At 73.1% G+C, this 25,087-nt stretch carries 20 protein-coding genes; 10 read left to right on the top strand and 10 right to left on the bottom strand.

What is annotated here, in order from left to right; translation table 11 throughout:
• Positions 1 to 49 precede the first annotated feature (49 nt).
• Both O3X23_RS26880 and O3X23_RS26875 read right to left on the bottom strand, forming a co-directional pair.
• Positions 50 to 2,971 carry an ATP-binding protein gene (locus tag O3X23_RS26880; protein ID WP_269274143.1) on the bottom strand — a complete coding sequence of 974 codons (2,922 nt, stop codon included), beginning with the start codon at positions 2,969 to 2,971 and terminating at the stop codon, positions 50 to 52.
• 144 nt (positions 2,972 to 3,115) lie between these two features.
• Positions 3,116 to 6,034: an ATP-binding protein gene (locus O3X23_RS26875; protein WP_269274142.1), complete on the bottom strand. Its 2,919-nt coding sequence runs from the start codon at positions 6,032 to 6,034 to the stop codon at positions 3,116 to 3,118.
• Positions 6,035 to 6,216: 182 nt separating this feature from the next.
• Between O3X23_RS26875 and O3X23_RS26870 the strand changes: the two genes are divergently transcribed.
• Entirely contained in the window at positions 6,217 to 7,311 is a 1,095-nt protein-coding gene (locus tag O3X23_RS26870) for an isoafricanol synthase (RefSeq protein WP_269274141.1), read from the top strand.
• Between the two features lie 104 nt (positions 7,312 to 7,415).
• On the opposite strand, the gene O3X23_RS26865 is transcribed toward O3X23_RS26870, so the two are convergent.
• Positions 7,416 to 9,362 (bottom strand): phosphocholine-specific phospholipase C, encoded by a 1,947-nt coding sequence (locus tag O3X23_RS26865; RefSeq protein WP_269274140.1) that lies wholly within the window; start codon positions 9,360 to 9,362, stop codon positions 7,416 to 7,418.
• 267 nt (positions 9,363 to 9,629) lie between these two features.
• On the opposite strand from O3X23_RS26865, the gene O3X23_RS26860 reads away from it, so the two are divergent.
• Positions 9,630 to 10,358 (top strand): maleylpyruvate isomerase family mycothiol-dependent enzyme, encoded by a 729-nt coding sequence (locus O3X23_RS26860; protein ID WP_269274139.1) that lies wholly within the window; start codon positions 9,630 to 9,632, stop codon positions 10,356 to 10,358.
• Positions 10,359 to 10,451: 93 nt separating this feature from the next.
• Here the strand turns inward: O3X23_RS26860 and O3X23_RS26855 are convergent, their stop codons facing one another.
• The 5 genes from O3X23_RS26855 to O3X23_RS26835 all read right to left on the bottom strand — a co-directional run bounded on the left by O3X23_RS26855 (position 10,452) and on the right by O3X23_RS26835 (position 14,845).
• On the bottom strand, positions 10,452 to 10,691 hold the full coding sequence (locus tag O3X23_RS26855; protein WP_269274138.1) for a DUF397 domain-containing protein: 240 nt from the start codon (positions 10,689 to 10,691) through the stop codon (positions 10,452 to 10,454).
• Between the two features lie 98 nt (positions 10,692 to 10,789).
• Complete coding sequence (locus tag O3X23_RS26850) at positions 10,790 to 11,956, bottom strand: thiolase domain-containing protein (protein ID WP_269274137.1); 1,167 nt, start codon at positions 11,954 to 11,956, stop codon at positions 10,790 to 10,792.
• Positions 11,953 to 12,999 (bottom strand): thiolase domain-containing protein, encoded by a 1,047-nt coding sequence (locus tag O3X23_RS26845; protein ID WP_269274136.1) that lies wholly within the window; start codon positions 12,997 to 12,999, stop codon positions 11,953 to 11,955. Before O3X23_RS26845 ends, O3X23_RS26850 begins: the two co-directional genes overlap by 4 nt.
• On the bottom strand, positions 13,000 to 13,965 hold the full coding sequence (locus tag O3X23_RS26840) for a Zn-ribbon domain-containing OB-fold protein (RefSeq protein ID WP_269274135.1): 966 nt from the start codon (positions 13,963 to 13,965) through the stop codon (positions 13,000 to 13,002).
• 73 nt (positions 13,966 to 14,038) lie between these two features.
• Complete coding sequence (locus O3X23_RS26835; protein WP_269274134.1) at positions 14,039 to 14,845, bottom strand: crotonase/enoyl-CoA hydratase family protein; 807 nt, start codon at positions 14,843 to 14,845, stop codon at positions 14,039 to 14,041.
• Positions 14,846 to 15,026: 181 nt separating this feature from the next.
• On the opposite strand from O3X23_RS26835, the gene O3X23_RS26830 reads away from it, so the two are divergent.
• The 8 genes from O3X23_RS26830 (at position 15,027) to O3X23_RS26795 (ending at position 22,361) form a co-directional block, all read left to right on the top strand.
• Positions 15,027 to 16,661 (top strand): acyl-CoA synthetase, encoded by a 1,635-nt coding sequence (locus O3X23_RS26830; protein ID WP_269274133.1) that lies wholly within the window; start codon positions 15,027 to 15,029, stop codon positions 16,659 to 16,661.
• Positions 16,662 to 16,728: 67 nt separating this feature from the next.
• On the top strand, positions 16,729 to 17,073 hold the full coding sequence (locus O3X23_RS26825; RefSeq protein ID WP_269274132.1) for an antibiotic biosynthesis monooxygenase family protein: 345 nt from the start codon (positions 16,729 to 16,731) through the stop codon (positions 17,071 to 17,073).
• Between the two features lie 95 nt (positions 17,074 to 17,168).
• Entirely contained in the window at positions 17,169 to 17,744 is a 576-nt protein-coding gene (locus O3X23_RS26820; RefSeq protein ID WP_269274131.1) for a TetR/AcrR family transcriptional regulator, read from the top strand.
• Positions 17,745 to 17,774: 30 nt separating this feature from the next.
• Positions 17,775 to 18,359, top strand: coding sequence for a DUF4865 family protein (locus O3X23_RS26815; RefSeq protein WP_269274130.1), 585 nt, complete (start codon positions 17,775 to 17,777; stop codon positions 18,357 to 18,359).
• On the top strand, positions 18,356 to 18,742 hold the full coding sequence (locus O3X23_RS26810) for a carboxymuconolactone decarboxylase family protein (RefSeq protein WP_269274129.1): 387 nt from the start codon (positions 18,356 to 18,358) through the stop codon (positions 18,740 to 18,742). Before O3X23_RS26815 ends, O3X23_RS26810 begins: the two co-directional genes overlap by 4 nt.
• Positions 18,739 to 19,680: a phosphotriesterase family protein gene (locus O3X23_RS26805; RefSeq protein ID WP_269274128.1), complete on the top strand. Its 942-nt coding sequence runs from the start codon at positions 18,739 to 18,741 to the stop codon at positions 19,678 to 19,680. Before O3X23_RS26810 ends, O3X23_RS26805 begins: the two co-directional genes overlap by 4 nt.
• A gap of 101 nt (positions 19,681 to 19,781) precedes the next feature.
• The gene (cpt, locus tag O3X23_RS26800) at positions 19,782 to 20,315 is read left to right on the top strand and encodes a chloramphenicol phosphotransferase CPT (protein WP_269274127.1); all 534 of its coding nucleotides are present in this window, start codon (positions 19,782 to 19,784) and stop codon (positions 20,313 to 20,315) included.
• A 78-nt stretch (positions 20,316 to 20,393) separates the two neighbouring features.
• Positions 20,394 to 22,361, top strand: coding sequence for a hypothetical protein (locus tag O3X23_RS26795; protein ID WP_269274126.1), 1,968 nt, complete (start codon positions 20,394 to 20,396; stop codon positions 22,359 to 22,361).
• Between the two features lie 24 nt (positions 22,362 to 22,385).
• Here the strand turns inward: O3X23_RS26795 and O3X23_RS26790 are convergent, their stop codons facing one another.
• Together O3X23_RS26790 and O3X23_RS26785 are read right to left on the bottom strand one after the other, a co-directional pair.
• Entirely contained in the window at positions 22,386 to 23,939 is a 1,554-nt protein-coding gene (locus O3X23_RS26790) for an acyl-CoA synthetase (protein WP_269274125.1), read from the bottom strand.
• 21 nt (positions 23,940 to 23,960) lie between these two features.
• A complete protein-coding gene (locus O3X23_RS26785; protein ID WP_269274124.1) occupies positions 23,961 to 25,079 on the bottom strand; it encodes an NAD(P)H-dependent flavin oxidoreductase in 1,119 nt (372 codons plus the stop codon).
• Between the last annotated feature and the right edge of the window lie 8 nt (positions 25,080 to 25,087).

Below are 25,087 nucleotides of genomic sequence, written 5' to 3'. Positions count from 1 at the left end.
CAGCGCGGCGCCGGGGGCCGCGGTCGCCGGACCTCCCGGCGCCCCGCCCTCATTCCTCTCCCGCGACCGCTCCCGGCAGCCCGCCGGACGGGTCCGCCGGGCACGCCCCCGGCAGGCCGCCGGGGTCGGTGCCGAGCTTGCGGTAGACGGCGGAGAGCAGCCGGCCGACCGTCGCCTCGTCGGTGGAGAGCGCCGCCGCGATCTCCGCCGGCTTCGAACCGGCGGCCGCGCGGGCGGCGGCCGCCCGTTCCCGCCCGGTGAGGGTGGCGGTCCCGGGGGCGGGCAGGCGCAGGGGCCGCAGTCCCGCCGCCGTGAGTTGGCCGCGGGCCCGGGAGGCCAGCTCGTCGGCGCCGCACTGCAGGGCGCCCTCCAGGCCCCGGTAGAGCTGCTCGGCGGCCTCCGCGGGGCGCCCCGCCCGGCGCAGCGCCGTGCCGTGCGCGACCAGCGAGCAGGCCAGCTGGTAGCCGGCCGGGGAGCGTTCCAGCCAGTCGACGGACTCCTCCAGGAGCTTCATCCGCTCCGCTCCCCCGGACACCTCGGCGGCGACCCGCAGGGTCTGGCCGATCGTCGAGGCGGCTCCGAACTGCCGGGCACGCGTGACGGCCTCCAGGGCGGTGGCGCGGGCCCGTTCCGGGGCGGCGGACGCCTCCGCGAGCGCCAGGTGCGACTGCCAGGGGCACCATGCGGGGTTGCGCATGCCGCGCCGGTTCAGCCGGCGGCCCACGGCGGCCAGTTCCGCGGCGGCCTCCTTCGCCAGGCCGCGGGCGAGCAGCAGCTCGCCGTGGACGCCCTGGGCGTCGGGGAAGGTGACGGCGCTGGGGAACGGGGCGTGGAAGTCCTGGTCCGCGGCCAGTTCCGTCGCCTCCGCCACCCGGCCGCGGGCGAGCAGCACCTCGATGAGGACCGCGACGGAGTACCACTGGACGGGGGTGCCGCGGCCGACGCGCTCGGCGAGCCGCAGTCCCGCGCGGGCGAAGTCCTCGGCCTCGGAGAGCCGGCCGCGCCGGAAGCGGACGTAGCCGAGCAGCACGTACCCGAACGACAGATGGGCGCCGCGCCAGCCCTGGCGCTCGAACTCGGCGATCCCCTCGGCGAACAGCTCCTCGGCCCGGCCGGGCCGGTCCGCGTACAGGTGGACCAGGGCGACCAGCACCGGGACCTCGAAGCCCCGGTCCACCTCGGCCCAGCGCAGCCCGCCGTCCAGGGCCCGGCCCGCGTGGCGCAGTGCGGTGCCGGACGGTTCGCCGCGCAGGACGGCGTCCCAGGCGCGCAGCCCGATGATGTACCGCTCGGTGAGGTCGCGGCCGGTCAGCCGGTCGGCGAGGCGCGCCAGCCGGCGGGAGCGGGCGGGCGAGTCGGGTTCGTCGGCCCGGAAGGCGTCCCACATGAACTGCTCGGCCTGCATGCGCAGCCGGACGCGGGGGTCGGTGGCGGCCCGGGCCGCGTCGCCGACGGTGTCGGCGGCCTCGTCGAGCCGGTCGCTGTGGGCGAGCGCCTGGGAGAGGTGGAAGAGGATTCCCTCGCGCAGGGCGGGGTCCCCGGCCGGTTCCTCCAAGGCGGCCCGCAGGTGGTTGACGGTGGTCGCGGGTTCGAGCAGCAGGGAGGCGCAGCCCAGTTCGTACAGGACGGCCGCGCGCTCGCCGGGCGACGGGGGTTCGCGCAGGGCCCGCGCGAGGTAGCCGCGGGCGGCTTCCGGGGCGCCCGCGCGCAGCGTCTCGCGGGCGGCGGTCCGCAGTTGGCCCACGACCCAGGGGTCGCCTTCGGGATGCGTCTCCAGCAGGTGTCGGGCGGCGGCCGACGCTCCCAGGCCGGCCTCGACCACCGACCAGGCCGCCTGGCCGTGCAGCGCGACGCGCGCCGCGTCGGGGATGGCCCGGTAGACGGCGGTGGCGATCAGCGGGTGGACGAACTCGAGGGTCGTGCCTCCGGTCAGCACCCGGGCGTCGCGCAGCCGGTCCGCGGCTTCCGCCGCCTGCGCGGCGCCGAGGCCCGCGATGTCCGCGGCCAGGTCCCGCGATATCTCCGTCCCCAGCACCGCGGCGGCCCAGGCCAGCCGGACCGCGGGCACGCCCAGCCGTTCCAGCACGGTGGTGAGCCCGCTGCCCTTCACGGCGGCCGCCAGTTCGCGAAGCAGGTGCGCGCTGGTCCCGTCGGGGCGCAGGCCCCGGTCGCGGATCTTGGCGGTCAGCTCGACGGCCTCGAACGGGTTGCCCGCCGTGACCGTCCAGCACTCGTGGCAGAACGCGTCGTCCGCGTGCTCGCCGACCGCCGCGCGCACCAGGTCGGCCGTCGCGGCGGTGGTGAGCGGTTCCAGGTTCAGGGCCCGGTGACCGGCGCTGCCGTTCAGTCCGCGGAAGGACTCGGCGTGCTCCGGCAGTTCCTCGGGCCGGTAGGCGACGACGATCAGCAGGGACAGGTCCGCGGCGCGTGGCGCGAACGCGGCGAGCCAGCCGAGGGATTCGGGGTCGGCCCAGTGGGCGTCGTCCAGGACGAGGACCACCGGGGCGCGCCGCTGGGCGAGGTGGGTGAGCACCCAGTCCAGGCCGTCGCGCAGGCCCTGGGGGTCGGGTGCGGCGCCGTCGGGGGCGACGCACAGGCCGAGGGCCGGCCCCACGATGCCGTACCAGCCGCCGAGCGTGGAGCGCAGTTCGCTCTCGCCGGACCCGGCGAGTTGCGGCTGCAGGAGCTGGCGGGCCACGTGGAAGGCCACCCGCTGCTCCTGGTCGCCACCACGGGCGGACAGTACCGCGCAGCCCCGGTCCGCCGCGCGGCGCCGTGTCTCGGCGAGGAGCGTGGTCTTGCCGAGTCCGGCGGTGCCGGAGAAGGCCAGCAGGCCGCCGTGCGGCCGGTCGCGGCTCTCGCCGCCGTCGGCGCGCAGTCCGGTGAGCCGGCGCAACGCCTCGTCGACAGCGTCCAGTTCGGGATCGCGTTCGAGCAACGGGCGCCCTGGGCGGGCCCTGTGCTCCGGCACCGTGCACCTCCTGGTACCACCGCGTGCGCCCGGCACCCGGTGCGCTCGGCGCACGCGCGCCCGATGCCACCTCAGCGTACTCGCGCGGCAAGGTCCGGGAGGCTCTTCCGGACCTTGCCGCGGGCTACCCGCCGCGCTCCTCGCTCATCGCCCCGGCGCGGAGTGCTGGAAGCCGTCCGCTGTCTGTTCCAGGGCCTTGGACAGCCCCGCGTGATCGGTGCCGACCTTGCGGTAGACGGCGGACAGCATGCGCGTCACCTCGCGTTCCCCGGTGCCCATCTCCTCGGCGACGTCGGAGGTGGACCGGCCGGCCGCGACCCGTACCGCCACGGTACGTTCGGGGCCGGTCAGCGTGTCGGTCCCGGCGCTGTTCAGCTGCAGCGGGCGCATTCCCGCCGCCGCGAGCTCGTCACGGGCCCGGCCGGCGAGCGCGTCGGAATTGCAGCGCAGCGCGCCCTCGAGTCCGGCGTGCAGCCGGTCGGCGGCGTCGAGCGGCAGTCCCGCCCGGCGCAGTGCGGCTCCGTACGCGACCTGGGCGCGGGCCAGTTCGAACGCCGAGGGTGAGCGTTCCAGATGGCTGACGGCCTCGGCCAGCAGCCGCAGACTGTCAGACCCACCGGTCACTTCGGCAGCCACGTGCAGCGCCTGGCCGATCGCCGAGGCGGTGCCGAACTGGCGGGCCCGCTGCAGGGCCTCCCGGACGGTGTCCGCCGCCCGTTCCGGCTCGACGAGAGCAACCGCCTGGGCGAGGTGCAGTTGCCACGGGCACCAGCCGGGATTGCGCATCCCGCGCGCCTCCAGTCGCTGCCCGACCGCCGTGAGGTGGCGTTCGGCGTCGCCCCGCATGCCCTGGGCCAGCAGCAGTTCGCTGTAGACCGTCTGGGAGTCGGGGTAGACCACCGCGTTCGGGATCACCTCGCCGTAGTTGTACGTGTCGGAGAGCTCCTGTGCCTCGTGGGTGCGGCCGCGGGCGAGCAGGATCTCGATGAGGATGCCGATCGCGAACCACTGCGCGGGCACTCCCGTCCCCACCCGGTCGGCGATGCCCAGCCCGGCGTGCACCAGGTCCTCGGCCTCGGCGAGCCGCCCGCGCCGGTAGCGGATGTACCCGAGCAGGGTGAAGCCGAACGACAGGTGCGCGCCGCGCCAGCCCTTGCGTTCCAGCTCCGCGATGCCCTTGTTGAACAGGTCCTCGGCGCGGCCCGGCTGGTCGCAGTACATGAAGGTGAAGGCGACGAGGACCGGTACCTCGAAGCCCCAGTTCTCGTCGGTCCAGCTGAGGCCGTCGCCGAGGGCCTCCTCCGCGTAGCGCAGGGCGACGGCGGCCGGTTCGCCGCGCACCATCGCGTCCCACGCGCGCAGCCCCAGGATGTAGCGCTCGGCCTGGCCGCGGCCGGTGAGGTGGTCCGCCAGCCGGTTCAGCCGCCGGGAGCGGGCGGGCGAGTCCTGTTCGTCGGCCCGGAAGGCGTTCCACATGAACTGCTCGGCCTGCATGCGCAGCTTGGTGCGGGCGTTGGTGGCCCGGCTGGCCTCCGCCTCGACGGTACGGGCGGCCTCCGCCATCCGGCCGGTGTGCCCCAAGGCCTGCGCGAGCCGGTAGATGATGGCCTCGCGCAGCTCCGGTTCGAGCTCCGGCTCCTCCAGGGCGGCCCGCAGGTGGTTGACGGTGTTGGCGGGCTCGTTGAGGAGCGAGGAGCAGCCCAGCTCGAAGAGCACGGCCGCGCGCTCGCCGTAGGGCGGGGGTTCGCGCAGGGCGCGGGCGAGGCAGCGCTGCGCCGCCTCGGGCGCTCCGGCCCGCAGGTATTCGCGGGCGGCGGCGCGCAGTTGCTGCACCACCCCCTCGTCACCCTCTGGGTGCAGTTCCAGCAGGTGCCGGGCGGCGGACGTCGGGCCCAGTCCCGCCTCCATCACGGCTGCCGCCGCCTCGCCGTGCATCCCGACGCGCAGCGCGCTGGGGATCGCCCGGTAGACGGCAGTGGCGATGAGCGGGTGGACGAACTCCAGGGTGGAGCCGTCGGACGTGCCGATCTTCAGGATGCGCGCGGCGCGCAGCCGTTCGAAGGCGTCGGCCGCCTCCTCGTGGCCGAGCGCGGCGACCCCGGCGGCCAGCTGCGGTGCGATCGAGGTGCCGAGGACGGCCGCGGCCCAGGCGAACCGGACCGCGGAGGTGCCCAGTTTCCCGATCCGCTCGATGAGGCCGCTGCCCTTGACCGCGGAGGCCAGTTCGCGCAGTTCCGCGATGTCATCGCGCTGGCCCTTGAGCTCGCGGTCGCAGATCTTGGCGGTCAGCTCGGTGACCTCGAAGGGGTTGCCTCCGGTGACCGCCCACGCCTCACGGCAGAACGCCTCCTCGGCGCTCTCCCCGACGGCGTCGCGCACGATGCGCCGGACGGCACCCGGGGTGAGGGCCACCAGGTCGAAGGGGCGTGAGCCGTGCCGGCCGGCGAGTTTGCGGAACGCCACCGCGTCGGCGGGCAGTTCGTCGGGCCGGTAGGCGACGATCACCAGCATCGGCAGTTCCTCGGCCCGCGGGGCGAAGGCGGTCAGCCACGCCAGCGACTCCGCGTCGGCCCAGTGCGCGTCGTCCAGGATGAGGACGACGGGCGCCCGCTCGACGGCGAAGCGCGTCACCACCCAGTCCAGGCCGTCACGGACGCCGGTGGGGTCGGCGGCGCCGTCACCCCGTGAGGCGACCGGCCCGACCGCCGGGGCGACGATGTCGTACCAGCTGCCGAGTATCCGGCGGTGCTCCTCCTCGGGGGCCGTCGCGAGCACCGGCTGGACGAGCTGGCGGACGACATGGAACGCCATGCCCTGCTCCTGCTCGCCGCCGCGAGCGGACAGCACGGTGCAACCACGCGCCGCGGCCCGCCTGCGGACCTCGGCGAGCAGCGCCGTCTTGCCGAGCCCGGCGGGACCCGCGAAGGCGAGCAGTCCGCCGTGCCGGGTGCCGGACCGAATTCCGCAGAGATCGTTCAAAGCGCCGTCGAGCGCGACGAGTTCGGACTCACGTTCGAGAACCAAGCGATTCACTCGTCCTAATTGTTCCACCGCGTCTGGCATGTCCGTTCCCGTTCTCGTTGCCTGTTCGGCAGGTAGCGCCGAGCGTACGCCCGTCGGGACGCTCCGTAGTGCTCCCTGGTGATATCCACGTCGGACGAACGGGTAGATGGCAAACGCCAGTTCACTTTCCCCGCGGTCCGGGCGGCTCCGGACCGACCGCGAAGCAACCCGAGGTGGGCATCTTGTCGGACACCACAGCCCCCAGCGGCCCCATCCAGCGCGACATCCTCGCGGAACGCACCACCCTGCTGAGCATCCCCTTCCAGGGCCGCTCGAGCCCGCACACCGACCGGTCCCGGCGGCACACCCTGCAATGGCTGCGCGACCTGGAAATACTCCGCTTCGACCGCGACGTCGAGGAGTACGACGCCCTGCGGCTGGAGCGCCTGATGGCGTTCTTCTACCCCCGCGCGACCGGACCCGACCTCGACCTCGCCGCCGACTTCAACGCCTGGTTCTTCATCTTCGACGACCAGTTCGACGGCCCTCTGGGGCGCCGGCCGGACGACGTGGAACGCGAGGTCGACACGTTGGTGTCCATCCTCTACGAACCACCTTCCCCCCGCGGGGGCGCCCCGAACCCGTCGGACAACCCGCTCGCCGAAGGATTCCGCGACATCTGGACGCGCTCGGCCGCCGGCACGCCGACCGTGTGGCAGCACCGGTTCCGTGATCACTGGCGGGACTACCTGCGGGCGTATCACTGGGAGTCACTGAACCGGACGCGGCGGCCGGCCATGACCCTCGGGACCTTCCTGCGGGGCCGGCGGGACTCCATCGGCGTCCAGCCGTGCCTGGACTTCGCCGAGCGGTGCGGCGGCTACACCCTGCCGGAGATGCTGCACTCGGGCGCGCTCGCCGAGATGCGGGAGATCACCGGCGACGTGGTGATCTTCGTGAACGACATCATGTCGGTGGACAAGGAACTGGCGGCCGGGGACGTCAACAACAGCGTGATCCTGCTGCTCGACACCACGGACCACACCCTGAACGGGGCCGTGGAACTCATCGCGCGGGCCGCCAACGCGCGGGTGAAGCGGTTCCAGCTGCTCGCCGACCGCCTGCCGGCGGTGCTCGACGCGTACGACGCCGCGCCCGAACTGCGGGCCCAGGTGGAGGACTACGTGCGTGCCATGCGCCATGTGATGCGCGGCAATCTCGACTGGTCCCTGGAGACCGCCCGCTACCGCGCTTCGGGGGTCGCCGCGGTGAGCGGCGGGCGGCAGCGGCCGTGGTCGGACCTGTTCAGCGCGGACCGGGGCCGCGGCGGCGGCTGACTCCGGACCGGGACCGGACGGGCGTACGGCAGGGGGCCGGGGCCGCACGGGGGTGCGGCTCCCGGCCCCCTTCCGTACGGTTCCCGGGCGGGGGCCGCCCCGCGCTACTGGACGGGGTAGGTGCGGCCCGCGAAGCGGCGCTCGAAGCCGTCGCCGGTGTTCGCGGTCACGGTGATGTCGTAGCCCCCGTCGGCCGCCGCCGTGAGCGCGACCTGCTGGGTGCCGCCCGCCGCGACCGTCACCGTGCTGCCGCCGGAACCGTCCCCCGCCGCGTTGCCGCCCACGGTGAAGACCACCGCCGCGCCACCGGCGTTGGTCAGCGTCAGCGCCAGGTTCCGCGGCGTCGCGCGGGCGATGGCCACAGCCGCCTCGGGGTGGCCCTTGGCCGCGTTCGACCAGGTGCGCACATCGCCCTTGAAGCCACGCAGATAACCGTCGGGGCCGTGCGCGTCGATGTCGTACAGGCCGCCGCCGTACGTCTGGGCGCTGAAGTAGTCCTGCACACTGCCGCCGACCGGGACGGTGTAGCGCCAGTTGTCGTAGGCCCGGTGGTTGACGGTGTAGATCGCGAATCCGGCGCCCAGCGTGCCGGTGTTGGCCACCTTGATCCAGATGCGCCCCGTGGACGTCTCGGTCCACGACGTGGTGTCGAAGCCGTAGCCGATCCGCCGGGCCGGCCGGGCGCCCGGCTCCTGGACCGGCGCCACCTGCGCGGCCGGCGGGGCGGCGTCGGGCAGGGAGTTCTGGGCGTCGCAGGCGGCGACCAGCGCGGCCGTGCCGGGGAGGGAGGGAAAGGTGGTGTTCCTGGTGGTGAAGTCGAAGGCGCTCATCAGGTCGCCGCAGACGGTGCGGCGCCAGGCGGAGATGTTGGTCTCCTTCACCCCGGTCCAGTTCTCCAGGAAGCGCAGCGGCGAGGTGTGGTCGGCGACCTCGGAGTTGACGTACCCGCCGCGGCTCCAGGGCGAGATCACGATCATCGGCACCCGCGGGCCGAGCCCGATGGGCACTCCGCCGATGAACTCGTCCGCGGTTCCGGCGGGCGCGACGGGCGGCGCCACGTGGTCGAAGAACCCGTCGTTCTCGTCGAAGTTGAGGAAGACCACGGTCTTCGCCCAGACGTCGGGGTTCGCCGCGAGCGACTCCAGGACGTACTTCGAGGTGTAGTTCGCGCCGTACGCGGGCGGGTACTCCGGGTGCTCGCTCTGGTTGGCGGGGGCCACGACCCAGCTCACGGCGGGCAGCGTGCCGTTCTTCACGTCCTGATTGAACGCGTCGGCGCCGCGCCGCTGCATCCCGTTGACGTAGAGCGGCGAGGTGGTGGCCGCGTTCTTGAAGTTCTTGAACCAGGCCAGCGGATTGTCGTCGTAGTTGTCCTGCTGCTGGTAGACCCGCCAGGAGATGCCGGCCGACTGCAGCCGCTCGGCGTAGGTGGTCCAGGAGTACCCCTTCTCGGAGTTGTCCGTGACCGGCCCGCCGTACTTGCCCGCGGGGTCGACGGTGGCGGTCCACTGGTACAGCCGGTTGGGGTTGGTCGGCCCCTGCACGGAGCAGAAGTACTGGTCGCAGAGGGTGAACGACTCGGCCAGCGCGAACTGGAACGGGATGTCGGCGCGCTGGTAGTACCCCATCGACCAGGCGCTCTTGGCCGGTACCCAGTTGTTGTACTTGCCGCCGTTCCAGGCGTTGTGGGTGCCCGACCAGCCGTGGTCGAGATCCCGCACCCGCTGCGCGTCCGTCGTCGCGGTGTTCAGGTGCCAGGGCAGGACGAGACTGCCGCCGGCGGGTCCCTTCGCGGTCTGGCGCAGCACGTCCTGGCCGTTGGGGAAGCGCAGCCGCGAGCGGTCACCGAAGCCGCGCACGCCCTTGAGCGTGCCGAAGTAGTGATCGAAGGAACGGTTCTCCTGCATGAAGATCACCACGTGCTCGACATCGTCGAGCGTGCCGGCCGCCGAGGTGGCGGCCATGGCCTGCTGGATGGCGGCGGGCAGCGTGCCGAACGCGGCGGCGCCGGCGGCCGCTCCCAGAAATCCGCGGCGGGACAGTGGCGTCAAAGCGACTCCTCGGTGAGGGGGCACAGGTGCGGGGTCGCGCCGTATTGAACGGGGGCAACGCGACGGGCGCGCCAATATCCGCGGAGACTGCCATGGCCGCCTGCCGCACACCAGATGACGGGCGCCCCAAGTACCGGCAAAGCCCTCCGGACGTCCCGTACACGCCACCGGGACCACCGGAACCGGCCACCCCACAACGGCTTCCTAATGTTATATTCACGGCAATGCATTAGGTGATGCGTCCGCAGTCGGCAACGAGGGGGCCGTATGGCAGAGAACCGTCAACTCCCGCGCACCTCCCGGGGGTTTCCCGACCCCGTACCGGCGATCCTGGCCGGCCAGGCGCGGCTGCGGGGGCTGCTCGTCGATCTGACCGATGCCGACGTGCGCGCCCCGAGCGCCCTGCCCGGCTGGACCCGTGGGCACCTGCTCAGCCATATCGAGGGGGTCGGGTTCGCCCTGGCCCGGCAGGCCCGTTACGCCCTCGAGGACGAGCTGATCGACCCCTACGACGGCGGGCGGCCCGCCCGTGACGCCGCGATCGAGGCAGGCCACGGCCGCTCGGCGGCGGAACTGCGCGCGGCCGTCACCGCGGCCCTCGACGAAGCCGAGCAGGCGTGGACGGCCGTCGGCCCGCGGGACCTGGAGCGGCCTGTGCGCTACCGCGACGCCACGCTGGCGGCCGCCGCGCACGCCTGGTGGCGGGAGTTGGAGATCCACACGGCGGACGCGGCGATCGGGTACCGGACCGCGCGGTGGTCACGGCCATTCTGCGCGCAGGTGCTGGACTTCCTCGCACCGCGCGTACCGGACGGCGTGCGGCTGACGCTCGCGGCGTCGGACGGCCCCGAGCCGGCCGTCGTCCTGGGGGACGGCCGGCCGGTCACCGTGCGCGGCGCGCTCACCGACCTGACCGCGTGGCTGGCGGGACGCGAACCGGAGGGCCCGCTGGACGGCGGGGCCGAGCCGCTGCCCGAACTCAGGCCCTGGCCATAGGCCCTGGCCGCAGAGCGGCGCCCCGCGAACGCCGGCCGCCGGGCCCCGATGACGAGGTCCGGCGGCCGGCGGTGGGCGTCCACGGCGGACGCCTCAGGTGAGGTCGAACTCGCCGTCCCGCGCGCCGAGTACGAAGGCGCGCCATTCGGCCGGGGTGAAGATCAGCGACGGCCCGTCCGGGCTCCGCCCGTCCCGCATCGCGATGTAGCCCTCGACAAAGGCGATCTGGACGTCGCCCGTGCCCTGACTGCTGGACTGCCACTCCGCGCTCGCAAGATCCAGCTGCGGCTTCGTACCGTTCGTCAACGGCTGTCCGATGGTGCTCTCGGCCACGTCCGCTCTCCTCCCAGGTCGTCATCCGCGACCCACACTAGCCACCGGGCCCCTGGCCCGACAGGCAATGGGGCAAGCTGCCCGGATACACCCCCCGATCAGGTGGTGGGCCGGTCCGCGCCGACGAGCCACATCGAGAAGAACTGCGCGCCGCCGCCGTACGCGTGCCCCAGCGCCCGCCGGGCCCCTTCCACCTGGTGATCACCTGCCTGGCCGCGTACCTGCAGGGCCGCCTCGGCGAACCGGATCATGCCGGACGCGCCGATCGGGTTGGTGGACAGCACCCCGCCCGACGGGTTGACGGGCAGCTCCCCGTCGAGTTCGGTGACGCCCGCCTCGGTGAGCTTCCAGCCCTCCCCCTCGGCGGCGAAACCGAGGTTCTCCAGCCACATCGGCTCGTACCAGGAGAACGGCACGTACATCTCGACCGCGTCGATCTCCCGGCGCGGATCGGTGATCCCGGCCTGCCGGTACACGTCCGCGGCGCAGTCCTTGCCGGCCTGCGGGCTGACGTAGTCCTTGCCGGCGAACATCGTCGGCTCGCTGCGCATGGCACCGCCGTGCAGCCAGGCGGGCGGACGGGGCGACCGGGCCGCGCCCTCGGTGTCGGTGAGCACCATCGCGACCGCGCCGTCGGAGGACGGGCAGGTCTCGGAGTAGCGGATCGGGTCCCACAGCATGGGGGCGGCCCGCACCTTCTCCAGCGTGATGTCCTTCTCGTGCAGGTGCGCGTAGGGGTTCTTCAGGGCGTTGCGGCGGTCCTTGAACGCGACGAGGGACCCGATGTGGTCGGGCGCCCCCGTACGGCGCATGTAGGCGCGCACATGCGGGGCGAAGAAGCCGCCGGCGCCCGCGAGCAGCGGCTGCTGGAACGGGATCGGCAGCGAGAGCCCCCACATGGCGTTGGACTCGGACTGCTTCTCGAACGCGACGGTCAGTACGGTGCGGTGGACGCGGGCCGCGACCAGGTTCGAGGCGACCAGCGCGGTCGACCCCCCGACCGAGCCCGCGGTGTGGACGCGCAGCATCGGTTTGCCGACGGCTCCGAGGGCGTCCGCCAGGTACAGCTCCGGCATCATCACACCCTCGAAGAAGTCCGGGGCCTTGCCGATGACGACCGCGTCGATGTCGGCGAAGGTGAGCTCGGCGTCGGCGAGCGCCCGCAGGGCCGCCTCGCGCAGGAGTCCCGCGATCGACACGTCGTGCCGGGCCGCGACGTGCTTGGTCTGGCCGATGCCGACGATTGCCACAGGTGCCTTGCTCATCTCACATCCCCTTCCAGGACGGCGACCAGGTTCTGCTGCAGGCAGGGTCCCGAGGTCGCGTGGGCGACGGCGCGGTCGGAGTCGCCGCGGTGGATGCGGGCGGCCGCCTCGCCGAGGCGGATCAGACCGGCGGCCATGACGGGGTTGGCGGCGAGCGGGCCGCCGGACGGGTTGACGTCGACGTCGTCGCCCAGCCGCAGCGCCCTGCGCAGGACGATCTCCTGGGAGGTGAACGGCGCGTGCAGTTCGGCGGTGTCGACCGGTGCGTCGAACAGCCCGGCCCGTTCGGCCGCGAGCCGGGTGGACGGCGAGTCGGTGAGGTCGCGGACCCCGAGGCTGTGGGCCTCGATGCGGTGGTCGAGGCCGCGGATCCACGCGGGCCGGTCGCACAGCCGGCGGGCGGTGTCCCCGGCGGCGAGCACGATCGCGGCGGCGCCGTCGCCGACCGGCGGGCAGTCCTGCCGGCGCAGCGGCCGGACGACGTACCGCTCGCCTTCGCGGACGGTGGTGAGCTGCGCGTACGGGTTGTCGCGCGCCGAGGTGCGGCTGCGGGCGGCGACGGCGGCGAGTTCGGGTTCACCGGTGTGTCCCGCGTCGATGAGGGCCTGGGCCTGGAGCGCGGCGAGCGCCACCGAGTCTGGCCACAGCGGCGCGACGTAGTACGGGTCCAGTTGGCGGGTCAGTACCTCGCGGACGTCGCCGGGCGAGGACTTGCCGTAGGAGTACACCAGCGCGGTGTCGGCCTCACCGGTGAGGATCTTGACCCAGGCCTCGTAGAGCGCCCAGGCGCCGTCCATCTCGACGTGCGACTCGGAGATCGGCGGCCAGGCGCCGACCCCGTCCAGGGCCATGGTGAAGGAGAAGGCCCGGCCCGCGAGGTAGTCGGAGGAGCCGGAGCAGGTGAAGCCGATCTCGCCGGCCCTCAGCTCGACCTGCCCGAGCGCCTCGTGGAGCACGGGCATGAGCATCTCGACCTCGGAGACCTCGGCCGAGCTGCGGACGTGGCGGCTCTGGGCGAACGCCACGATCGCGACGTCCCGCATCTAGACCATCTCCTTGTACGTGTCGTAGCCGGCGTCGGGCTCTCCGGTCGGCCGGTAGTGGTCGGGGAAGCCGCCGTCGTCGCTCCACACGGGCTCGACGCGCATGCCCATCCGCACCTGGTCGTAGGGGACGCCGCCGATGCGCCCGTGCAGGGCGAGGTCGGCGCCGTCGAGGGCGATGTGCGCGTAGACGTACGGCACTTCGATGTCGAGGCCACGGGCCTTGATGTTGACGATGCAGAAGGTGGTGATGGTGCCGCCGGGCCCCACTTCCACCTGTTCCTCGGTGGCGACGCCGCAGGTGGGGCAGGCACCCCGGGGCGGGATGTAGACCTTGCGGCAGGCCGGGCAGCGTTCGCCGATCATCTTGCGGTCGGCGAGCGCGGCGAGGTAGCGGGTCTGGGCGCGGCCGGGGCTGTAGACGTAGTCGAGGCGCGCGAGGGCGACAATGCCGGTCACCGGGTCGGCGAACTCGCCGGTGTGCGCGGTGGCGCCGGGCTCGCGCCGCCCGGTGCCGTCGTCCGGTTCGAAGCAGGCGATGTCGGTGATCGCGCCGACCCGTTCGGCGGCCCACCGGATCCGTACCCGCATGCCGGTGCTGACCGAGTCGGGTCCTGCCGCGTCCAGTGCGTGCAGCATCGCGGTGTCGGCGCCGTCGAGGCGCACCAGGACCCAGGCGAAGGGGGTGGTGAGCGGCTGGTTGCGTCCGGGGTCGGGGTTCCAGGCCCAGGTGGTGACGGTGCCGGTGACGCCGACCTCGACGAGTTCCCGCAGCTCCGCCGAGGTGACGGGGTCGTATTCGACGGGCGGTACGAGCACCCGGTCGTCGCCGGTGCGCACTCCCAGCACGGTCCGTTCGCGCAGGCCGGTGAGGAACGCGCTCTGGACGGGGCCGAGCGAGCGGGTGAACGGGAATTCGACCACCAGGGGTGCGCTGAGCACCTCCGGTGCGGGGGCGGACGTCATGGGCTGGTCTCCATTCGTTGCGCGGTGCGCGACCTGCGGCCACGCCGGACGGGCCGGATGCACGACGGAGCGGTCACAGGCGCCGGTAGACGGGCGGGCGCTTCTCGGCGAAGGCGCGGGGGCCTTCCTTCGCGTCGGCGGTCGCGAAGATCGGCCAGCCGTGCTCCAGTTCGTGCTGGAGCCCCTCCGTCTCGGTCATCTCCGCGGTGTCGTAGACGGACGCCTTGACCGCCTCGACGGCCAGCGGCCCGTTGGCGTTGATCTGTTCCGCGATCTCCAGGGCCCGTTCCCGCGCCGTGCCGTCGGGCACGACGTGGCCGATCAGGCCGATCTCCTTCGCCTCCGCCGCGGAGTAGGGGCGGCCGGTGAGCAGCATCTCCAGCGCGTGGGTGCGGGGGATCTGGCGGGGCAGCCGCACGGTGGAGCCGCCGATCGGGAAGAGCGCGCGCCGGACCTCGAAGAGGCCGAGGGTGGCGCTCTCCCCGGCGACGCGGATGTCGGTGCCCTGCAGGATCTCGGTGCCGCCGGCCACGCAGTACCCCTCCACGGCGGCGATCACCGGTTTGCGCGGCCGGTGGTGCCGGAGCATGGCCTTCCAGTGCAGGTCCGGGTCCTCCTTCATCCGGTCGCGGTACCCCTGTCCAGCCATCGCGCCGTCGTCGGAGGCCAGCGCCTTGAGGTCCATGCCGGCGCAGAACGTGCCGCCGGCCCCGGTGAGGACGATGGAGCGGATGGTGTCGTCGGCGTCGGCCTCCAGCCAGCCGTCGTACAGGCCGACCAGCATCGGCAGCGAGAGGGCGTTCTTCGCCTCGGGCCGGTTCAGCGTCAGTACGAGCGTCGCGCCGACGCGTTCCACCGTGAGATGTTCCGTGCCGCCCATGGCCGGCCTCCAAGGTCGCAGTCTTCCGTCGCGGACCTAGAACAGGTTGCAGTAGGCGCAGGTCGAGTTCAATAGTTTTCTGACTACCAGTCAGATTTCCGGCCCGGTAACCCTTCCCACCTCACTCCAGGAGGGTTCTAATGACCGCCGAGACCTTCGCAGCATCGAGGCTGGAGGAGCCGTGGAGTACAACCTTGCCGACCTCTTCGAGTCGGTCGTGGACGTGGTCCCGGACCGCGAGGCGCTCGTCTACATCGACCACCCCGGCACGGGCGCCGAGCGCCGGCTGACGTACGCCCGGCTCGACACGGCCGCGAACCGGATCGCCCACCACCTGATCGACCACGGGATCCGTCCCGGCGACCACGTCGGCCTGCACCTCTACAACGGCATCGAGTACCTGCAGACGGCGCTGGCCTGCGTCAAGGCGCGCGCCGTTCCGGTGAACGTCAACTACCGGTACGTGGAGGAGGAACTGGTCTACCTCTACCGGGACGCGGACCTGACGGCGCTGGTCTTCGACGCCGAGTTCACCGACCGGGTGGCCGCCGCGCTGCCGCACACCGAGAAGCTGCGCCACCTCGTGCGGGTGGGCGTACCGGCCGCGGACGCGCGGGAACCGGCCATCGCGCCGGTCGCCTTCACCGACGCCGAGGCGGCCGGGTCGCCGGACCGCGGCTTCCCGCAGCGCTCCGCCGACGACCAGTTCATCATCTACACCGGCGGCACCACCGGGATGCCCAAGGGCGTCATGTGGCGCCAGGAGGACCTGTTCTTCTCCGGCATGGGCGGCGGCGCTCCCACCGGTGAGCCGGTCAAACGGCCCGAGGAGCTGGCGGAGCGGGTCGCCGCGGGCGGCGAGGGGCTGGTCTTCTTCCCGACCCCGCCGCTGATGCACGGCACGTCCACGCTCACCGCGTTCATCGGCTTCAACTTCGGCCAGAAGATCGTCATCCACCGCAAGTACGTGCCGGAGGAGGTGCTGCGCACCGTCGAGAAGGAGAAGGTCAGCAGCGTCTCACTGGTCGGCGACGCGATGCTCCGGCCGCTGGCCGACGCGCTGGCCGGGCCGATGGCGGGCACCGACTGCTCCTCCCTGTTCACCATCTCCAGCTCGGGCGCGATCATGTCGGAGACCGTCCGCGCCCAGTTCCAGGCACTGGTCCCGACCGTCATGATCCTCAACAACTTCGGCTCCTCGGAGTCCGGCTTCAACGGCACGGCCACCGACGACTCCGGCCCCGCCAACGGCTTCCGGCTGCGGGTCAACGCGCACATCGCCGTGGTCGACCTGGCCACGACGCAGCCGGTCGCGGTCGGCGAGGCGGGACGCATCGCGCTGCGCGGGCACGTTCCGCTCGGCTACTACAACGACCCCGCGAAGACGGCGGAGACGTTCTTCCAGCGGGACGGCGAGCGGTGGGTGCTGCTCGGGGACATGGCGACGGTCGACGAGGACGGCGTCGTCACCGTCCTGGGGCGCGGTTCGCAGTGCATCAACACCGGTGGCGAGAAGGTCTATCCGGAGGAGGTCGAGGAGGCCCTCAAGGCCCACCCCGACGTCTACGACGCGCTGGTCGCCGGGGTGCCCGACGAGAAGTGGGGCAACCACGTCGCCGCCGTCGTGCAACCGCGCGACGGCGCGGACCCGCTGACCCTCGACGACATCCAGGCGCACTGCCGCACCCGGCTGGCCGGCTACAAGATCCCGCGCAGCCTCGTCGTGATGGACCGCATCCAGCGCTCCCCCAGCGGCAAGGCCGACTACCGCTGGGCCCGCTCGGTGGCCACCGACGCGGCGGAGGCCGAGCGGTAGCCGGGGTCGCTGTCAGTGGCGGCGCCTACGATCGGCGGTCCGGATCCCCGTCGATCGGAGTGCGCGCATGTCCGCCGAGTCCACCTCGTTCCAGCGCCCTGAACCCCCGTACTACGCCGTCATCATCACGACGCTTCCCAGCGGCGAGGACCCGGAGGGATACGCGGACGCCAACCGCCGCATGGGACCGCTCTCCGAGAAGTGGCCCGGGTACCTGGGCCGCGAGTCGGAGAGCGGTCCTGACGGCCGTGACCTGCTGGTGGTCTACTACCGGGACGCCGAGTCCATAGCCTCCTGGAAGCAGGATCCGGAGCACCTGGAGGTGCAACGGCTCGGCCGGGAGCGGTGGTACGCCTCCTACAGCGTCGAAGTCGCCCGCGTGGAGCGGGCCTACGGCTTCGTGCGCGACTGAGCCGGCCGGCCGCCCGAGGATGCGCCGTACCGTGCGACGTGCGGCGCAATCCTCAGCGCGTGCCTTCTGTACCTACTAGTATGTACACTCGACTCATGGACACCGCGGAACGGTTGATCGAGAGCACGCAGGAACTCCTGTGGGAACGCGGCTACACCGGCACCAGCCCCAAGGCCATCCAGCAGCACGCGGGCGCCGGCCAGGGCAGCATGTACCACCACTTCTCCGGCAAGCCCGAGCTCGCGCTGACCGCGATGCGGCGCAGCGCGGACCAGCTGATGGCCCAGGCCGACGCCCAGATGTGCGGCGGCGGCACGGCCCTGGAGCGGGTATCGGCCTATCTGCTGCGCGAGCGGGACGCGTTGCGCGGCTGCCGGGTCGGCCGGATGGCCATGGACCCGGACGTGATCGACAGCCCTGAGCTGCTCCGCCCGGTGCAGGAGACGTTCGCCTGGCTGCGCGGAAGGCTCGCGGAGATCATCGCCGAGGGCCTGGCCGCGGGCGAGTTCGACGCCGCGCTCGATCCGCGGGACACCGCTGCCATGATCACCGCCGTCGTCCAGGGCGGCTATGTGCTCGCCCGCGCCGAGGACTCGCAGGAGCCGTTCCACCAGGCGGTACGCGGCGCGGTCGCCCTGCTCGCCGCCCGCTCGACCGCACCCCGGAAGTGACCACCGCCGCGCCGTAGGGAGTTCAGCCCGATGCACGCCATGCAGTACCGGATCACGCTGCCCGCCGACTACGACATGAGGATCATCCGCCGTCGGGTCGAGTCCCGGGGCCGCCTCCTCGACGACTTCCCCGGCCTCGGCCTCAAGGCCTACCTCATCCGCGAGCGCGGAACCGACCTCTCGCCCGTCAACCAGTACGCGCCGTTCTACCTGTGGAACACGCCGCAAGGGATGAACAGCTTCCTGTGGGGGCCGGGATTCCAGGGGATCATCGACGACTTCGGCCGCCCCGAGGTCGGGCACTGGACGGGGCTGGCCTTCGAACCCGGCCCCGCGGCGCGCACGGTCCCCCGGGCGGCCACCCGGCGCGCCCTGCCGATCCCTCCCGGCGAGAACCCGGCCGCCGTCATCGACCGGGCGCTCGATACCGCCCGCGAGTACGCCGCCACCCCCGGGGTGCACTCGGCGGCACTCGCCGTCGACCCCCGCCACTGGGAACTGCTGCACTTCACCCTCTGGGAGCACACCGCCCCCGCCGAGGCCGGGGACCGCTACCAGGTGCTGCACCTGTCGGCGCCGGAACAGGACACCATCGGGACGGGACGGCACTGGTGAAGCGGGCGGAGATCGATCGCGAGGCCGGTTACCGGCTGCTCGGCGAACTGGCGGGCCCGGAGACCATCGAGGCCACCCTCGCGCGCCTCGACGAGGTCGCCCCCGGATTCCCCGACTGGATCGTGACGGCCCTGTTCGGCGGCACCTACCAGCGCGAGGGGCTGGCGCTGCGCGACCGGCAGATCGCCAACCTCGCCGCGCTGGCGGCGCTGGGCGGTGTGGAACCGCAGTTGGACGACCATGTGCGGATCAGCCTGCGCATCGGGATCGAACCGCGGGAGATCGTCGAGGTGATGGTCCACCTGGCGCCGTACATCGGGGTGCCGAAGGCACTGGCGGGGCTGCGCGTCGTGACGGCCGCGCTCGCGAAGGACACCGTATGAGGGCCGTCCGTACGGTCCTCGGCGACATCCCGCCCGGCGAGTTGGGCGTCGCTGACGCCCACGACCACCTCTTCTTCCGCGTTCCGGCCCTCGCGGGACAGGAGCTGGACTCCCCCGGGGCGGCGGAGGCCGAGCTGCGGGCCTTCCACGAGCTGGGCGGCCGGAGCGTCGCGCAGTGGACCCCGTTCGGCCTGGGGCGGCGCGCCGCCGACCTCCCGGCGGTCTCCCGGGCCTCGTCCGTGCACGTGGTGGCCGCGACCGGGCTGCACCAGGCCGCGCACTACGCGCCCCGGGCGCTGGACCGGCTGCGGGGCAGGCTGGCCGAGTTCTTCGTGTCGGAGCTGACGCTCGGGCTGCGGCCCGGCGACGACCCCGACGCCCCGCCCGGCACCGCCCGCGCCGGCATGATCAAGGTCGCGGGCGGTTTCCACGGCCTGGACGCGCACGCCCGGTACGTCATGACGGCGGCGGCGCGGGCGCATCACGCGACCGGTGCCCCGATCGGTGTCCACCACGAGCTGGGCACGGCCGCGCCCGACGTCCTCGAACTGCTCTGCGGGAAGCTGGAGGTGCCGCCGGCGAGCGTGATCCTCGGCCACCTCAACCGCTCGCCGGACCCGCGCGCGCACCGCGAACTCGCCGCGTCGGGCGCCTTCCTCGCCTTCGACGGCCCCTCCCGGGCCAACCACGCGACGGACTGGCGGCTGCTGGACTGCCTGCTGGCCCTCGCCGAGGCCGGCCACACCGAGCAGCTGCTGCTCGGCGGTGACACCACGACGGCCGGGGCACGTGCCGCGACCGGCGGCGGGCCGGGCATGCCGTACCTGCTGCACACGCTGCGACCGCGCATCGAACGCGAACTGGGCGCGCAGGCCGCCGAGGCGGTCTTCACGACCAATCCGGCGCGTGCGCTGTCGGCGGAGTGGACCGGCGGATAGCACCCCGGTCGCCGACTCGGCGACGACGGCGGGCTCGTCCCGCCATCCCGGACGCTCGGTATCCGGTGGCCGCTTCCTCTCCCGACGCCTACGGTGGCGCAATGCCCACTCAGGTGATCGTTCTCAACGGCGGATCGAGCTCGGGGAAGAGCGGCCTCGCCCGCTGTCTGCAAAGCGTCCTTCCGGAGCCGTGGCTGTCGTTCGGCGTCGACACCCTGGTCGAGGCGCTGCCCGCGGCGATGCGGGCCTCGGACGCGGGGATCGTCTTCGGTCCGGACGGCGAGGTGACCACCGGGGCCGTGTTCCGGCTGCTCGACGTGGCCTGGGCCGAGGGGATCGCGGCCATGGCACGCGCCGGTGCCCGGATCGTCGTCGACGACGTCTTCCTCGGCGGCGCCGACTCGCAGGCCAGGTGGCGCACCGCGCTGGTCGGGCTCGACGTGCTGTGGGTCGGCGTGCGGTGCGAGGCCGGGGTCGCCGAGGAGCGGGAGGCCGCGCGCGGCGACCGGCCCGGGGGCATGGCGCGCAGCCAGGCCCTGATCGTGCACGAAGGGGTGGAGTACGACTTCGAGGTGGACACCACCAGCACCCCGACGCTGGTGTGCGCCCATGCCATCGCCGCGCGGGTCGGCTGACCGCGCGGGCTGAGGATCCGTCGCCACGGGCGTCTGAAAGGATATTCGGACCACCCCTGTCTCGGGAGAAGGCCACTCATGCAGCCGTCGCACGCCTCCTCGCCCCGGCCCCCCGGGGCGGTCACCGGTCCTGGTGCCGGGGCCGTCCTGGAGAGCAACCGGCTGCGGACGGACCCGGCGCCCTGGTGGATGCCGCCGTCGACGGCCGCCCTGGCGGGCGTCATCGCCTACGCGCTGGCGGACGACCGGCTGCTGCGGGTGGTGGTGCCGCTCGCGGTCGCGGCGCTCGCCTGGGGCGCGGCCACGCTGTGGTGGCGGCTGCGGCCGCTGACGTTCTGGCGGCTGAGCGCGAGCGGCTTGCAGCAACTGCGGGGCGGCCGGGTGCGGGTGACCCATTCCTTCTCCCGCGACCATCCGCTGACCGTCCTGGTGCCGGGACTCGATGTCCTGGCGCCGGCGGAGTACGGGGCGACGAACGTCGGCAAGCTCTGCTCGATGGGCGTGGAGGACATGGGGCTGGCGATGTTCCCGTTCCATCTGACGGCCCGGCGGCTCGGCGCCCCGGTCCGGATCACGGACGAGCAGGGCGCGGCCTCGGGCGCGGCGGTGCACTGGGAGACGGTCTTCGCCCGCCGCGAGGCGGCACTGCTGACCGCCGCGGCGGAGGGCCCGCTGCCCGCGGCCCAGGAGGGCGCGGTGGAGCTGTCCCGGGCCGAACCGGGGCTGCGCGCCCGGCAGTACGGCCGCCGGCTGGCGGCGTCGGCCGTCGGGGCGACCGCGCTGGTCGTCGCGGCGGTCACCGACGGTTCGGCGGCGGCGGTTCCCGGACGGGTCGCGCTGATCAACGCCCTCGGCATCGCGGTGCTGGCCCTGGCCGCGGGGTACCTCGTCCGGCTGGCCGGGGACCGGCCCGCGCGCTGGACCGTCTCGCCCGAGCGGATCACCGCCTTCGACCCGGTCTTCGGCACCACCGACCTGGCCGCCGAGCGCATCGCCGGCCTCGTCGCGCAGCCGCTCTCCGCCGCCGGCACGGCCGGTGGCGGGGGCGGGCCGGCGGCGCTGCTGCAGGTCTACGGCCACGACCTGGCGCTGCTGGGCACCGCGCACACCGGCCGGATCCCGGCGGGAGAGCTGTTCGCGGTGCTGCGGTCCCGCGGCTACCGGGTGATCGAGGACGGGCCGCGCAGCCGCGCCTACGACCTGCGGCCCGGTTTCCTGCCCCACCAGGTCGCCCCGGACGCGGTCCTGACCGTCACCTCGGAGTACCTGCGCTGGGAGGGCGGCAGCACGGAGATCCGGGTGCAGCGCGCGGACATCGGCGCCCTGGAGATCAACACCCGCCACGGCCACCCCTGGCTGCGGCTGCGCGGCACGGACGGGACCGAGCAGCTGAACGCGCCGCTCAGCGCGCTCCGCGTCTCCCGCACCGAACTGCGGGACCGGGCAAGGGCCTTCGGCTATCCGGTCACCGATCCGGAGCACGACGCCTACCAGTCGGCGGCCTACGCGAGCCTGGCGGCCGGCGTCGTCCAGGACCGGCCGGCCGCGCCCGCGGTGACGTCCGCCGAGCCCGTCGTGCTGGACATGCCCTGGTCCACCCGCAAGTGGTACTACCTCGCGGGTGCCGTGCTCATGGTCGTCGTGGTGGGCGTCGCCGGCTTCAAGACGCGCTATCTCAGCGGTGACATGAACTGGCTCCTGTGGGGCCTGCCGGCGGCCGCGGCCGCCGGCGCGCTGTTCGGCGGCCTGTACGACCTGCGCCGCCCGGGACTGGCCCTCGGCCCGGACGGCATCCGGCTCGCCTCACGCGGCGGCTCGGGCCGCACCCGGTGGGAGCACCCCCGCACCGCGATCGGCGGCATCGGCGTCGACACCCACGAGGAGGGCCAGGAGGCGCTCTTCGTCTGGTCGCCGACCGGCCAGGTCATCCGCAAGGAGAGCTTCGACCTGCCGGACACCGATCAGCTGCGCCGGGCCTGCGAGAGCGCCGGCCTGCCGTTCGGCCGCCCGGACCCGGGCCGCTGGGGCCCGCCGCCGGAGATCTGACGGCGTTCCCCCGCGGAGGGCGGTTCACAGCGCGCGGTCGCGCCCCTCCCAGTACGGGTCGCGCAGCCGCCGCTTGTAGAGTTTGCCGTTGGGGTCGCGGGGCATCTCGGTGATGAAGTCGACGGTCCTGGGCCGTTTGTAGCCGGCGAGCCGCTTCTCGCAATGCGCCAGGATCTCGTCGGCCAGTTCGGGTCCCGCCCGGTGGCCGGCGGCGGGTTCGATGACGGCCTTGACCTCCTCGCCCCAGCTCTCGTGGGGGATGCCGAAGGCCGCGGCGTCCGCGACGGCGGGGTGGGTGAGCAGCGCGGCCTCGATCTCGGCGGGGTAGATGTTGACGCCCCCGGAGATGATCATGTCGATCTTGCGGTCGCGCAGGTACAGGTAGCCGTCCTCGTCGAGGTAGCCGAGGTCGCCGACGGTGAAGAAGTCGCCGATGCGGTTCTTCCGCGTCTTCCCCTCGTCCTTGTGGTAACTGAAGCCGCCGGTCTTCATGTTGATGTAGACGGTGCCGACCTCGCCTGCCGGCAGCGGGTTGCCGTCGTCGTCGTGGATGGCGATCTCGCTGATCGGCCATGCCTTGCCGACGGTGCCGGGCCGCTTGAGCCAGTCGGCGGCGGGGGCGAACGTGCCGCCGCCCTCGCTGGCGGCGTAGTACTCCTCGACGCAGGGCCCCCACCAGTCGAGCATGGCGCGCTTGACGTGCTCGGGGCAGGGCGCGGCGCCGTGGATGGCGTGCCGCATCGAGGAGACGTCGTAGCGCTCCTTGACCTGTTCCGGGAGGGCCAGGAGGCGGTGGAACTGGGTGGGCACCATATGGGTGTGGGTGCAGCGGTGGCGGTCGATGACGCGGAGCATCTCCTCGGGCGACCACTTGTCCATGAGGACGACGGGGTGCCCGATGTGCAGCGCCGCGCCCGCGAACTGCAGGACGGCGGTGTGGTAGAGCGGCGAGCAGACGAGGTGGACGTTGCCGTCGAACGGCTTGATGCCGAAGATGCCGAGGAACCCGCCGAGATAGGTCTCCTCGGGGAGCTTGCCGGACAGCGGCCGGCGGATGCCGCGGGGGCGTCCGGTGGTGCCCGAGGTGTAGTTCATGACCCAGCCGCTGGTGCGGTCCGCGGGCGCGCCGACCGGCTGCCCGTCGGTCAGGTCGGCGTATGGCCGGAAGCCCGGCACCTCGCCGACCGAGAACCGCCGGTCCGCCGGGAACTCCGCCTCGTCCGCGGCCGCCCGCGCGTCGGCCGCGAACCGCTCGTGGGCGATGAGGACCTTGGCGCCGGAGTCGGACAGGATCCAGGCGATCTCGGGTGCCACGAAGTGGTGGTTGATCGGCACCAGGTAGAAGCCGGCCTGGAACGCGGCGAGGTAGGCGGTGAAGAACTCGACGCTGTTGGGGAGCACGACCGCGAACGCGTCCCCGGGTTCGAGGCCGGCCTCGCGCAGTCCGTGGACGAGCTGGTTGCAGGCGGCGCTGAGCCGTCCGGCGTTCCATTCGTCGCCGTCCGGGGCGACCAGCACCAGCCGGTCGGGGTCCTGGGCGGCCTGTGCCCAGAAGCCGTTGGGAGCGGTGGAAGTCATGCGGGCCTCCTCAGGCTCGGCTCAGGCTCGGCCGGCGATGCGGTTGATGCGGTCGACGGCCTTTTCGAAGCCGCGGGTGAGGTCGTCGAAGACGGCCTGGACACTGCGCTCGGAGGTCATCTGGCCGACGATCTGCCCCACCGGGGTCCCGAGCAGCGGCTCGGTCTCGTACTTCTGGATCCGGGAGACCGCGTCGGCGACCAGCAGGCCCTGCAGGGGCATCGGCAGGGTGCCGGGTCCGGCCGGGTCCTCCCAGGCGTCGGTCCACTCGGTGCGCAGTTGGCGGGCCGGCTTGCCGGTCAGGGCCCGGGACCGGACGGTGTCGCCGGAGCCCGCCGCCAGCAGCTTGTCGATGAGGACCCGCGAGGGCAGCTCCGCCTCGGTGGTGGTGAGCCACACCGAGCCGAGCCAGACGCCCTGGGCACCCAGGGCCAGGCCCGCGGCGACCTGTTCACCGGTGCCGATGCCGCCCGCAGCCAGCACGGGCAGGCCCTCGACGGCTCGGACGACCTCGGGCACCAGCACCATGCTGGCGATCTCACCGGTGTGGCCGCCGGCCTCGTACCCCTGGGCGACGACGATGTCGATGCCGGCGTCCTTGTGGTGCCCGGCGTGCCGGGCGCTGCCGGCGAGGGCGGCGACGAGGATGTCGTGCTCGTGGGCGCGGGCGACGACGTCGGCGGGCGGTGAGCCCAGCGCGTTGGCCAGCAGCTTGATCGGATAGTCGAAGGCCACGTCGAGCTGGTTGCGGGCGACCTGCTCCATCCAGCCGGTGATCCGCCACCCCGACACGTCGTCCGGCCCCAGCTCCGGCACGCCGTGCTTGGCGAGCACCTGGCGGACGTACTCGCGGTGCCCTTCGGGGATCATCGCCTCGATGTCGGCCTCGCTCAGTGCCTGCTTTCCGGGGCCCTCCACCTTCTTGGCGGGCATCACGACGTCCAGGCCGTAGGGCCGGCCGCCGGTGTTCTCCTCCATCCAGTCCAGGCTGCGGGCGAGTTCGTCCGCGTCCGAGTAGCGCACCGCACCGAGCACGCCCATCCCGCCCGCGCGGCTGATGGCCGCGGCCACCGCGGGGAACGGCGTGAAGCCGAAGATGGCGTGCTCGATACCCAGCCGTTTGCTCAGCTCCGTCTCCATGAGGGGCA

Source organism: Streptomyces sp. H39-S7 (assembly GCF_027158205.1).
Taxonomy (GTDB): Bacteria; Actinomycetota; Actinomycetes; order Streptomycetales; family Streptomycetaceae; genus Actinacidiphila.
The sequence above is the reverse complement of the archived record's forward strand: the minus strand, read 5'-3'. Positions and strand labels throughout refer to the sequence as shown.

Excerpts from the sequence above, each read along its gene's own strand:
- O3X23_RS26875 (WP_269274142.1), bottom strand. The coding sequence starts at position 6,034 with ATGCCAGACGCGGTGGAACAATTAGGACGAGTGAATCGCTTGGTTCTC.
- O3X23_RS26860 (WP_269274139.1), top strand. The coding sequence starts at position 9,630 with ATGGCAGAGAACCGTCAACTCCCGCGCACCTCCCGGGGGTTTCCCGAC.
- O3X23_RS26850 (WP_269274137.1), bottom strand. The coding sequence starts at position 11,956 with ATGAGCAAGGCACCTGTGGCAATCGTCGGCATCGGCCAGACCAAGCAC.
- O3X23_RS26845 (WP_269274136.1), bottom strand. The coding sequence starts at position 12,999 with ATGCGGGACGTCGCGATCGTGGCGTTCGCCCAGAGCCGCCACGTCCGC.
- O3X23_RS26840 (WP_269274135.1), bottom strand. The coding sequence starts at position 13,965 with ATGACGTCCGCCCCCGCACCGGAGGTGCTCAGCGCACCCCTGGTGGTC.
- O3X23_RS26835 (WP_269274134.1), bottom strand. The coding sequence starts at position 14,845 with ATGGGCGGCACGGAACATCTCACGGTGGAACGCGTCGGCGCGACGCTC.
- O3X23_RS26825 (WP_269274132.1), top strand. The coding sequence starts at position 16,729 with ATGTCCGCCGAGTCCACCTCGTTCCAGCGCCCTGAACCCCCGTACTAC.
- O3X23_RS26820 (WP_269274131.1), top strand. The coding sequence starts at position 17,169 with ATGGACACCGCGGAACGGTTGATCGAGAGCACGCAGGAACTCCTGTGG.
- O3X23_RS26815 (WP_269274130.1), top strand. The coding sequence starts at position 17,775 with ATGCACGCCATGCAGTACCGGATCACGCTGCCCGCCGACTACGACATG.
- O3X23_RS26805 (WP_269274128.1), top strand. The coding sequence starts at position 18,739 with ATGAGGGCCGTCCGTACGGTCCTCGGCGACATCCCGCCCGGCGAGTTG.
- cpt (WP_269274127.1), top strand. The coding sequence starts at position 19,782 with ATGCCCACTCAGGTGATCGTTCTCAACGGCGGATCGAGCTCGGGGAAG.
- O3X23_RS26795 (WP_269274126.1), top strand. The coding sequence starts at position 20,394 with ATGCAGCCGTCGCACGCCTCCTCGCCCCGGCCCCCCGGGGCGGTCACC.
- O3X23_RS26790 (WP_269274125.1), bottom strand. The coding sequence starts at position 23,939 with ATGACTTCCACCGCTCCCAACGGCTTCTGGGCACAGGCCGCCCAGGAC.
- O3X23_RS26785 (WP_269274124.1), bottom strand. The coding sequence starts at position 25,079 with ATGGAGACGGAGCTGAGCAAACGGCTGGGTATCGAGCACGCCATCTTC.